The following is a 10,743-nucleotide window of genomic DNA, read 5'->3' as shown; positions in this document are numbered from 1 at the left end:
TTCTTTGGTGTGGTCCGGGTCGGTTGTAGGCGCTCCCGGCGCCGACAACCTAAAAATTCGTCCTGAATTTTTCCCTGAGGGAGTGGGTTTCTTGGGTTTTGGAGTTGGTGTTTGGTAAACGGGTGTGATGGTATGTCGCGCTTGAGTCTGGTGGTTCACTTGGCATTGTCTAATGCGCGCCAGGTACTCTTTGTTGGTGCAAAGAGTACCCAGAAAGCCCCTTTTTGTTCTTTGGCGTGGTCCGGGTCGGTTGTAGGCGCTCCCGGCGCCGACAACCTAAAAATTCGTCCTGAATTTTTCCCTGTGGGAGTGGGTTTCTTGGGTTTTGGGGTTGTTGCAGCGTAAACGGGGGTGATGGTATGTCGCGCTTGAGTCTGGTGGTTCACTTGGGCATCTGAGTTTGCGCGCCAGGTACTCTTTGTTGGGGCAAAGAGTACCCAGAAAGCCCCTTTTTGTTCTTTGGTGTGGTCCGGGCCGGTTGTAGGCGCTCCCGGCGCCGACAACCTAAAAATTCGTCCTGAATTTTTTCCCCGTGGGAGTGGGTTTCTTGGGCTGTATACTCGTTTTTGGACATTTTTGAGTTAAAGCCTTAACTCTAACACGTCAGTTTCAGATTAAAATTTCTATGAGTTAACGCTGCGCTCAGCGGCAAAATTGGAGCGTAGCGAATATTTTTTCCGAGTGCAGCAACTTGTTAAGCCAAATTCTTTGAAGCCAACAAGATAAAACAGAATAACCGATGGAAGATATAGTCTACCTGAGAACTCGTTTGAATCTCGATCTGACCAACCTCACTATGACGAATGTGAAACTTATTTCCTATCTCGGTCAATTTTTTAGCTTCTTCGTTTAATAACTCTCTAAAGTTTTCCTCGGATGCACATTTTTCTAGAAGAAGTGTTGCTGATACCTTTTTGTTTACTGGATTTAGTACCGTTTTAATTCTTTCCCATGCATCCCAAAGGCGCTCCAAACTCTCTCGTCGAATAGCTTCGTCTGGATGTAGGAACTTATCACGAGATTCTTCAAGCATTCGATTCAACGTGGAATCTGGAGTATTAAATATAGCACCATTAAGCGACTCAGATAAAATTTCAGGGGCTAATCTGATGATATTGCCATTGGCCTTCAATTCATATGAAATTCCATTTCGTGAAAATATACGATTAACTCTATTTCTGAACTCCGTTTTACCCTCATCACAATCAAAGCTTAGATGGTAGTGATTAAAATAGCTGTGATGAGATCCTTGAATAGGTTTTGACACATACTCATAACAAAATTGGACAAGGTCTAATACCGAAAGATAATTAGGTGCATACTTATTCTTCTCTGCTATCCAACTGTCGTCATCTGACTTTTCGGTAACGAAAGGATACTCAATGTCTGGGACTTCGGCACATAAAGCCAATTTGAACGATTGTTCATTTGTAGCATATACCCCTTGGCCGTCAGGACATTCTTCTGGAAAATATTTACCGAATGCCCCCGAAGCAACTAACCCATTTATTAGTGCAACAATTCCTCCCCATACACTGGGAGAAATAGCTTCGACATTTCTGGGCTGAGAACCGTTTATTTTTTCGCTGTAATATTCCATACACCCTCTTGACTGCCTAACGCCGCCAGCAGCGGCGCGTTTACGCGTCCGACTGTCTGGCGGCGTTAGCGCTTTCTTTTTTATACTTTTCTGCTAGACGGACCAAATTAAACGAGGAATACCTTTCTTTGGTTTTCACTGGGTATGTCGAGTAAACATAATCAACGAACTCATTGAAATACATCGATTTAGTCTTCAGTATTACTGCGGTTAAAATTTCTTTTTCTCGTTCTTTTAAATCCAGATCTTCTATATCACCTTTATATGAAATTACATATTTTGACGTACCATACATTGTGTTTTGGTGTTCAATTTTAAATCCAAGAGCACTATGTGCTGCTTCAACAACATCATCTACATATGGACCATAATGATTAAAGACCCACTCAATTTTTGTTAGTTGTTTTCCATCAATTAATGCAGAAAACCAATCCGCCAAATAAACCATTTTAGTCAATCTAGCTTTCGTAATTTCAGACTTATGAGGATATTCTAAACACAGGAAAGCTATGATTCGTTGCAACTTTTTCATCTTTCAGTCTCCATCATTTGAAGAATATCATCTTCGACAGATATGCTTTTACCCTCTCGCTTAATATTTACTTCTTTATCAAACAGAAGGCTATCTCGAACAAACTTTGAAAGTTGACCTTGATGATCTCTGCAGTATTCTGTAACTTTTCTTTCAAAGTTATTCTCAAAAAAATTAATTTCTGTGCCTTCAAGGACAATAACACCAATATGAATATCAGCATCAATAATTGCTTTTGCATAATACCTACAACTTTTCATTGTTAACGTATCAATTTTTTCTTTTTTGTATTCATAATGCTCGTCAAGATATTTTACATACTCTTCATATGAATTTGAATGTGGACACCCGCTTTCAATATGGCTTTCATGTTCCCAAGCCTTACTTATAACTCCTTGGTTTAACGGGAATTTTTGACGGTGTACCTTTGCGTAAGTTGGGTTCTTAGAATACCTTTCGAGAAGATAAAATTCTTCATCATGCTCATAGTAGATAGTAACTCTAGAGTTACTATCTAATTCTAGAAACTTCGCCATCCCTTTCAGCCAAGTTTGAACAAGCTCACCATGCAAGCCAATTATTTTAGACATGCTCTCTTGCAATTCTTCCTGTGCTGAATTTAACGCACTTTTAGTGCCACCCAATTCTTCATTTTCTTTGCTTAGTTCAAGCATTTTCTTATTTTGTCTATCTTGATCTTTGTATGTTCCTGTCGCACCGAGAAGAAACAGTACAACACCAGATAATAATGCAGAGTTAGGGTTCCAGATAATTAACCAGAGAGACGACCAAATGCCCATCGTGGATTGCCAATTGGTAGAAAAAGTGTAACTACCAGCATATGCTCCTCCTACTGTTAACAATACTGTACCTATGGCCGCACACAAGATGAACAGCCCTTTACCTATTCCATCGCCAAGGTCTTTAAAAAAATCTGAATTTCCACTAAAACCAAATTTTTTGAACAAAACCAACCCCCTTTACATGTTCAAACACACAGTATCATAGCTCATATGTACAAGCCACGCCTACGAGCGCTAACGCCCGGCTTTGGGGGGGACTCGGAGCCGCGCGGCAGCGAAAAGGCCGTCCCAGCCCCGAAGGGGCGACAACAGCCGAATGTTATGTGGTTACACTGTTATATTTAAATCGAACATGCACAACACCGTCTTTCTCGTACTTCGAAACTTGAGCCAAAAGGCTGGCCGAAGCTTCTGGCTCTTGATTGTTTGCTAGAAATTTCGCCAGCGACTTCTTGCCAATGATCGCCTCCCAACTGTGACTCCGACCTGCTACCGATGCCAGATAACGCTTTCCCGCCAGATGCTTGAATATGTCGCTCAGTTTGGCATCCAAAGGAAGCTTGAAGCTGTATGAATGCGGTGCATCAACGTCATCGCCCATACACACACTGTCCCTTTCCACTTTAATCAGATAACCATCCATACCTTAATCCACATAACATTTTATTAGTGCGCATGCGCGTTTACCACGTTAGGCCAGTGAAAACGAGCACAGTTAACTATCTGTATGTAAAGAACTTATCAACTTTCTATCCAATACACCATCTGGAAACACGCGCATGCGCGTTTTCCAAATCTATTAATTAATTTGGTATAAGTGTATCTAACTGATTTTAAGTGGTTTTGATAATTTCAGATTGAAAAAGTTCGCAAACTAATGAGTTTAAAAACACAAAAATCTACTTAAATTAGAATATGACTGTATACCCATCCAGTTCCGCTCATTCATGAAGAGGCGCTAAAAACAGGGTTAATCAATAAGAACTGTTAGGGCAAGAATTTCGTCAATTTTCGATTCACTAAACGAGTGCTAGCATGCTTCGGGGCAATAACGAGTTACGATCCAAACTATTTCCTCTGCTTTAGGGAAAAATTCAGGACGAATTTTTAGGTTGTCGGCGCTGGGAGCGCCTACAACCGGCCCGGACTACACCAAAGAACCCAAAGGCATTTCTGGGTACTCTTTTTGCCACAAAAGAGTACCTGGCGCGCATCAGAAAATGCTGAGGCAGGCACAAAAGTGAAAGCGCGACATGCAAATTCACTCACGTTAAGACTAGCAACAACCCCTCCCATCGCACAAAAAACCACCACTCAGACAATTAACTCCTTAAAACCAAGCTAAGTCACTAAAAAGTAACTAATTGCTGGCTACACTGAAATGACTATCAGTGGAGAGATAAGGGGAAGGGTATGACAATGAAATCATTACAAGCAGATACCCTGTACCGCACCTGCACCTTAAACGGGCTGGATGCCGAGTTTTCATCAACCAAACATTTAGCACCCCTGAACGAAATTGTGGGGCAGGAGCGTGCTCAGCAAGCGGTTGAGTTCGCGATGTCGATTAAAGAAAAGGGGTACAACATATATGCCATAGGCCGGAACGGGCTGGGTAAACGGACTATGGTACTGCGTTATCTGAACCGCCATGATCCGAACGGGGATGCCACGCCACTGTATGACTGGTGTTATGTCGCCAATTTTGAAGATACACGTACCCCTATAGTGCTGAAATTAAAACCGGGTATGGGTATTCCATTTAAAAAAGACATTGAAAAGCTGATGCAGCGCCTGGTTAAGGCGTTGCCGCTGGCGTTCGATAACGAAATGTATTATTCGCGCTCGGAACAGCTGAAAAATCAGTTGGCGGAGAAACAGCAAACGGCCCTGGGCAATTTAACCGAACAAGCGAAAGAGCAAAAAGTGAGTCTGACCCTGACGACTCAGGGCGATTATCAGTTAGTGGCGATGAATGGTGAAGAGCCGCACACCGAAGAAAGTTTTGTTGAGCTGCCTGAAAAAGAGCAGGAAAAATTCGAAACGATTATCACGGCGCTGGAAGTGAAACTGCGCGGCATTGCACGCCAGCTCACGGACTGGGAAGAAGAGTTTTCCGATAAGATCCAGAAGCTCAATGAAGAAGTGGCGCTGGAAGTCGTCTCGCATTTTGTCAAACCGCTCAAAAAGCAGTACCGCGGTCATAGTGAGATCAAAGACTATCTCACGGCGATGCAAAAAGACATTCTGGAAAACCTCGATATCTTTTTAGAAGAAAGTGAAGATCAGGTCGCGCTGTCTTATGCCGCCTTGGATAAGAAAATGCCGCGTCGCTATCAGGTTAATGTGCTGGTCAGCCAGGAGAGTGAGCACTTTCCGATTGTGGTGGAAGAGAGTCCTAACTATCACGCCATCTTTGGCTACATAGAGAACGCGACTTACAAAGGCACGGTGTTTACCGATTTCTCGCTGATTCGCTCCGGCAGTCTGCACCGTGCCAATGGCGGCGTGTTGCTGATGGATGCGGTGAAAGTGCTGGAGCGGCCCTATGTGTGGGACGGCCTGAAACGGGCATTGCGTTCACGCAAGCTGAACCTGAGTTCGCTGGAGCGGGAAGTCACGCTGTCGGGGACGATCTCGCTGGAGCCTGAACCCATTCCGCTGGATGTGAAAATCATCCTGTTTGGTGATTATCAGACCTATCAGTTGCTGGTCCATTATGATCCCGACTTCAGTGAGTTGTTCCGGGTGACCGCGGATTTTGAAGATGAAATGGAACGCACCGATGAGTCTGAGCTGCAGTATGCGCGTTTTATCTCCAGCATCGTGCACGATAACGGCATGCTGCATTGCGACCGCAAAGCCATTGCCCGCATCATTGAGTACAGCTCCCGCCAGGCCGAAGATCAGAACAAACTGTCGCTGCATTCGGCGGATATCGCCAATCTGCTGCGCGAGACCAATTACACCGCCAGAGCCGCCAATGCCAATATGATCCGTGTCGCCCATGTTGAACAGGCATTGCTGCGACAGGAAAAACGGGTCAGCCGCCTGCAGGATCAGATGCTGCATACCTTCAGAAACGGCACCACCCTGATAGATACCCAGGGTGATGTTATCGGCCAGATCAATGGTCTGTCCGTGGTGTCGACCTCGGATCACCGTTTCGGTTTACCGAACCGGATCACCGCGACCACTTCGTGGGGGGAAGGCGAGGTGATGGACATTGAGCGCAGCGTGAAGCTGGGCGGGCGAATTCACTCAAAAGGCGTGATGATACTGACCGCTTACCTGTCGTCACTGTTCGGCAAGAGTGCACGCATTCCGCTGACCACCCATCTGACGTTTGAGCAATCTTACGGTGGCGTGGATGGCGACAGTGCGTCGATGGCCGAGCTGTGCGCCATTATTTCGGCCTTTTCCGGCTGCCCGATCAACCAGTCTATTGCGATTACCGGCTCGATGAATCAGTTTGGTCAGGCACAACCGATTGGTGGCGTGAACGAGAAAATCGAAGGCTACTTTGACGTCTGTACCATCAAGGGACGGCATAATAACCAGGGGGTGATTATCCCGCAGTCGAATGCCCATAACCTGATGTTACGCAAAGACATTCTCACTGCTGTTGAAAAAGGTGATTTCCACATCTGGGCGATTTCCCATGTCAGTGAGGCGATCAGCTTGCTCACCGGCAAAGACGCGGGTGACTGGCAGGACGGTAATTACCCGCCGGAGTCGGTTCTGGGGATTGCGCAAAACAAGCTCAATGCAATGCGAAAGTAAGATGTGCAAGTAATCTGTATTTGTTTGACAAGAAAAGAGAATGCCATCCCGCCGGATGGCATTTTTTTCAGCGGCCGGCTAAACCGGTTCGCGCTGCCGGGCGACGGAGAGAAAGGTCGCCATGGCCTGAACATCAAGAAAGCCGTCTGTCTTCTTGTGGCTGCGCAAAAACTGATAGCCCGCCAGCACTTTGATTAACTCTTCTGCGCGAACCCCCTCAAATGGCAGCCCTGTGACATGCTCCCAGGCTGCCGCCAACGCTTCTTTGTCGACCACTTCTGCCTGTCGGTACAGGTAACCACAGCCGGTGGCTAACCACTCCAGTGAGCAATTGGCTTTTACTGCAATTTGATTGGCTTTTTGCAGGCTGGGTTCGCTGCCGTTGAGGTATTTGCGGATCAGGGCTTCATTCAGATCAACCCGGCGGGCGAAGCCGCTGATACTTTCTTCGCCAATCAGGCTGCGCAAGCGTTGAGCAAATGACATAGACTCGTACTCTGGTTCGAAACTTGTGGGTTATATCATTGCCCGAGGGGCCGATCCAGCCTAGGATACGTTCAGCGAATTATTTCGGGCAATGAATAAAGGAGTATTGACCATGGTGGCAAACGTCGAACTGACGCCAAAGGGGCCGCAGTTTTCTGAATTGGTTCAGGGCTACTGGCGTCTGGCGGAGTGGGGCATGACTCCGCAGGAACGTCTGACCTTCCTGAAACAGCACATTGAATTGGGCATTACTACCGTTGACCACGCCGACATTTATGGCGGTTACAGCTGCGAACAATTATTTGGTGAAGCGCTGGCGCTGGATCCCAGTGTGCGAGAGCAGATTCAGATCATTTCTAAATGCGATATCAAGCTGTGCGGCAGCCAGTATCCCGAGCAGAGAATCAACCATTACAACACAGGTAAAGCGCACATTACTGAGTCGGTGAACAATTCACTGCAACGTCTGGGCGTTGAGCAGCTGGATGTGCTGTTGATTCACCGCCCGGATGTGCTGATGGATGCTGACGAAGTCGCAGAAGCCTTTGCAGCGCTGAAACAGCAGGGCAAAGTGGCCCATTTTGGGGTGTCTAATTTCTCTCCGGCACAGTTTGATCTGCTGCAGTCACGTCTGGATGCGCCTCTGGTGACCAATCAGGTGGAAATCAATCCGCTTAATTTTGAGGTTTGCCATGACGGCACGCTGGATCAACTGCAGATGAAACGCACCCGGCCGATGGCATGGTCCTGCATGGCCGGCGGTGAGATCTTTAATGGTCAGTCAGAGCAGGTGATCCGCGTTCGCAGCGAACTGGAGGCGATCCGCCAGGAAATCGGTGCCAGCTCGATTGATCAGGTGATCTACGCCTGGGTACGCCGTCTGCCGTCTAAGCCATTACCGATTATCGGTTCCGGTAAAATTGAGCGGGTTGAAGATGCTATCGCCGCGCTGGCATTTGAACTGAGCCGCGAGCAATGGTTCCGCGTATGGGTCGCGTCAAAAGGTCACGGTGTGCCGTAAGCCGTTTTTCTTCTGCCATAACGACACAACCCCGCATCTGGCGGGGTTGTGGTTTTTATCACGCTAAAGGATTAGTCGCTTATTTTTTCTTCTCAGTGGTTTCTTTCAGGATTTCTTTGATGCGCTTGTTCGAAACTCGTTTAGCCATAAATCGCTCCTTGTAAAAAGACTACTCATACTGAAAAAACGGTCGATGCCACTTGCTTGAGTGATCCTGCTGTCTTTGATGGTGACACTGTCACTTTGTGGGGTGCAGAATGTCACTCCGTTGCATCTGACCTCAGTACACTATAACGCCTGACAGACTGAAAAAAGGGATCTGGCTCAACCTCTCGGGATTTGATGTTCGGAAAATGCGAGCCGTACACCTTAGTATCACGGGTATAACGGATTGTTTTTGATTGAGTTGTGAGCCATGAAAGAGATTGAGATTCAAGGAATGACCCCTGCCCATTTACCGCAGGTGGCTGAGTTGTCGGTAGCCACAGAGCAGGTGAAATTTGTTGGCACTATGGAAGAGATTCTGGTCAACATCGACGATACCGTGCATCCGCACGTGATCATGGATAGCGACACGGTTGTCGGTTTCTTTCTGATCGATACGCAGTACGGGCACAGCTTTGACTTCGCCGATTCAGAGGCGCTCGGTTTGCGTGCTTTTTTTATCGATCAACGTCATCAAGGCAAAGGTTACGCCAAGCGTGCGGTTCTGGCCCTGAGAGCGTTTCTGGAATCCGCGTATCCCGACTTTGCTCAGATCTATCTGACAGTGAACTGTAAAAATCCCGCCGCCAGACATTGTTATCAGCAGGGTGGGTTTGCCGATACCCATGAGCTCTATCTCGGCGGAGCCGCTGGCCCGCAGCATATTATGAGAATGGCGTTATAACACCCACAGCGCAGACTGGCTGAGCCAAACGGGTTATGTCACAGTGTCAGTGCTGATTTCAAACTATATTTTAATCACATCAGCTATCTGCCAGAGGGATGCGCATGGACAGCAAGCACTACAAAATCAGAACCATGAAACCGGACGAAGTCAGCATTGCTGTCGAATGGGCCGCGCAGGAAGGCTGGAATCCCGGCCTGCACGATGCCGACAGTTACTATTACGCCGACAAAACCGGTTTTCTGGTCGGTCTATTGGATGATGAACCGATTGCGACCATTTCAGCTATCCGCTACGACGCGTCTTTCGGCTTTATTGGCTTTTATATCGTTAAGCCCGAATACCGCGGCCAGGGCTATGGCATGCAGATATGGAATGCGGCACTGGAGCACCTCGAAGACTGCAATATCGGCCTGGATGGGGTGGTAGAGCAGCAGGACAACTATAAGAAATCCGGCTTTCAACTGGCCTACAGCAACCTGCGTTATGAAGGGGTCAGCGGCGGCGAATCACCCGATGACCATGCCATTGTGTCGCTGAAAGCCCTGCCGTTTGAAACCGTCGCCGCCTACGATCAGCTTTTCTTCCCCGCCCACAGGCCAGTGTTTTTTAAGCACTGGATCACCCAGCCAGACAGCCATGCTTTGGGCATTCTGGAAAATGGCATGCTGTCAGGTATAGGCGTGATCCGCCAGTGTCGCAACGGCTATAAAATCGGCCCGCTGTACGCCGAGAATGCCGATCTGGCCGAGCGTTTATTCGTCGCCCTGAAATCAGCGGTGGAACCCTCACAACCGCTTTTTCTTGATGTTCCGGAAGTCAACCAGGCCGCCATCGCGCTGGCGGAAAAATACGAGATGACGGTGACGTTTGGCACCGCGCGTATGTATACCCAGGAACAACCGGCATTACCGCTGGAGCGGGTATTTGGTGTGACCTCGTTTGAGATTGGGTGAGGTGGGTCAGGCTTGTGTGAGGCGGGTAAATAGGTTTGATGGTTTGTCGCGCTTTTAATCCGGAGTATCTCTCAGCATTTTCTTATGCGCGCCAGGTACTCTTTTGGGGCAAAAAGAGTACCCAGAAATGCCTTGTTGTTCTCTGGTGTGGTCCGGGTCGGTTGCAGGCGCTCCCGGCGCCGACAACCTAAAAATTCGTCCTGAATTTTTTCCCTGGGTTGTAACACCAATATACATTCTCAACCCGTCAGTCCCGCGACAGGCGGGAATCCATACAGCGAGTACGATTCTTAAGGCTGGGTGAGTATGTCGCGCTTGGGTTCTGTGTTTCACTCAGCATTTTCTCATGCGCGCCAGGTACTCTTTTGGGGCAAAAATGTGTGGTCTGCCTTAATGTATTCGGAGCCTCTCATGGGATCTCTCGCATTCCAGCTCCACGATGATATTTGCGCCAGATAATCCTTAAGAGAGTTAATGCATCAAAGTGCTTTTTTGCCGTCAGGTTGATATATCGAATCAGGCAACAAAGCCTATGAAATAAGGATTAAGTGGCATAAAAATATAGAATGCCGCCAAACAGGGAGTAACGGTACGTTTGAGTGAAGAAGAACGCTGATTCATCCATCGACTGTTTGCCGCAGATCAAACAGCGTCCTCCTATGCTTAGTTTATT

At 47.4% G+C, this 10,743-nt stretch carries 9 protein-coding genes; 4 read left to right on the top strand and 5 right to left on the bottom strand.

Going from position 1 to position 10,743, the window contains the following annotated elements; genetic code table 11:
• Positions 1–694 precede the first annotated feature (694 nt).
• The 4 genes from P0Y67_RS06560 to P0Y67_RS06545 all read right to left on the bottom strand — a co-directional run bounded on the left by P0Y67_RS06560 (position 695) and on the right by P0Y67_RS06545 (position 3,578).
• Entirely contained in the window at positions 695–1,600 is a 906-nt protein-coding gene (locus tag P0Y67_RS06560; RefSeq protein WP_342391222.1) for an AbiJ-NTD4 domain-containing protein, read from the bottom strand.
• Between the two features lie 40 nt (positions 1,601–1,640).
• Positions 1,641–2,132 (bottom strand): Panacea domain-containing protein, encoded by a 492-nt coding sequence (locus P0Y67_RS06555; protein WP_342391221.1) that lies wholly within the window; start codon positions 2,130–2,132, stop codon positions 1,641–1,643.
• Entirely contained in the window at positions 2,129–3,100 is a 972-nt protein-coding gene (locus tag P0Y67_RS06550; protein ID WP_342391220.1) for a hypothetical protein, read from the bottom strand. Before P0Y67_RS06550 ends, P0Y67_RS06555 begins: the two co-directional genes overlap by 4 nt.
• 154 nt (positions 3,101–3,254) lie before the next feature.
• The gene (locus tag P0Y67_RS06545; RefSeq protein WP_342391219.1) at positions 3,255–3,578 is read right to left on the bottom strand and encodes a hypothetical protein; all 324 of its coding nucleotides are present in this window, start codon (positions 3,576–3,578) and stop codon (positions 3,255–3,257) included.
• A gap of 770 nt (positions 3,579–4,348) precedes the next feature.
• Between P0Y67_RS06545 and P0Y67_RS06540 the strand changes: the two genes are divergently transcribed.
• The gene (locus P0Y67_RS06540) at positions 4,349–6,718 is read left to right on the top strand and encodes a Lon protease family protein (protein ID WP_342391218.1); all 2,370 of its coding nucleotides are present in this window, start codon (positions 4,349–4,351) and stop codon (positions 6,716–6,718) included.
• 78 nt (positions 6,719–6,796) lie between these two features.
• Here P0Y67_RS06540 and P0Y67_RS06535 read toward each other — a convergent pair whose 3' ends face one another.
• Positions 6,797–7,204 carry an XRE family transcriptional regulator gene (locus P0Y67_RS06535; RefSeq protein WP_342391217.1) on the bottom strand — a complete coding sequence of 136 codons (408 nt, stop codon included), beginning with the start codon at positions 7,202–7,204 and terminating at the stop codon, positions 6,797–6,799.
• 112 nt (positions 7,205–7,316) lie between these two features.
• On the opposite strand from P0Y67_RS06535, the gene P0Y67_RS06530 reads away from it, so the two are divergent.
• From P0Y67_RS06530 to P0Y67_RS06520, 3 genes are all read left to right on the top strand, one after another.
• Positions 7,317–8,225, top strand: a complete 909-nt coding sequence (locus P0Y67_RS06530) for an aldo/keto reductase (protein ID WP_342391216.1) — start codon at positions 7,317–7,319, stop codon at positions 8,223–8,225.
• A 415-nt stretch (positions 8,226–8,640) separates the two neighbouring features.
• Complete coding sequence (locus P0Y67_RS06525; RefSeq protein WP_342391215.1) at positions 8,641–9,114, top strand: GNAT family N-acetyltransferase; 474 nt, start codon at positions 8,641–8,643, stop codon at positions 9,112–9,114.
• A 104-nt stretch (positions 9,115–9,218) separates the two neighbouring features.
• Complete coding sequence (locus P0Y67_RS06520; protein WP_342391214.1) at positions 9,219–10,070, top strand: GNAT family N-acetyltransferase; 852 nt, start codon at positions 9,219–9,221, stop codon at positions 10,068–10,070.
• Positions 10,071–10,743: the final 673 nt, after the last annotated feature.

This window comes from Photobacterium sp. SP02 (assembly GCF_038519165.1).
GTDB lineage: Bacteria > Pseudomonadota > Gammaproteobacteria > Enterobacterales > Vibrionaceae > Photobacterium > Photobacterium halotolerans.
Note: the sequence above shows the minus strand (reverse complement) of the source record. Positions and strands in the feature narration are given on the sequence as shown.

Bases quoted from the DNA above. Each gene is read 5' to 3' on its own strand.
- P0Y67_RS06560 (WP_342391222.1), bottom strand. From the start codon at position 1,600: ATGGAATATTACAGCGAAAAAATAAACGGTTCTCAGCCCAGAAATGTC.
- P0Y67_RS06555 (WP_342391221.1), bottom strand. From the start codon at position 2,132: ATGAAAAAGTTGCAACGAATCATAGCTTTCCTGTGTTTAGAATATCCT.
- P0Y67_RS06545 (WP_342391219.1), bottom strand. From the start codon at position 3,578: ATGGATGGTTATCTGATTAAAGTGGAAAGGGACAGTGTGTGTATGGGC.
- P0Y67_RS06540 (WP_342391218.1), top strand. From the start codon at position 4,349: ATGACAATGAAATCATTACAAGCAGATACCCTGTACCGCACCTGCACC.
- P0Y67_RS06535 (WP_342391217.1), bottom strand. From the start codon at position 7,204: ATGTCATTTGCTCAACGCTTGCGCAGCCTGATTGGCGAAGAAAGTATC.
- P0Y67_RS06530 (WP_342391216.1), top strand. From the start codon at position 7,317: ATGGTGGCAAACGTCGAACTGACGCCAAAGGGGCCGCAGTTTTCTGAA.
- P0Y67_RS06525 (WP_342391215.1), top strand. From the start codon at position 8,641: ATGAAAGAGATTGAGATTCAAGGAATGACCCCTGCCCATTTACCGCAG.
- P0Y67_RS06520 (WP_342391214.1), top strand. From the start codon at position 9,219: ATGGACAGCAAGCACTACAAAATCAGAACCATGAAACCGGACGAAGTC.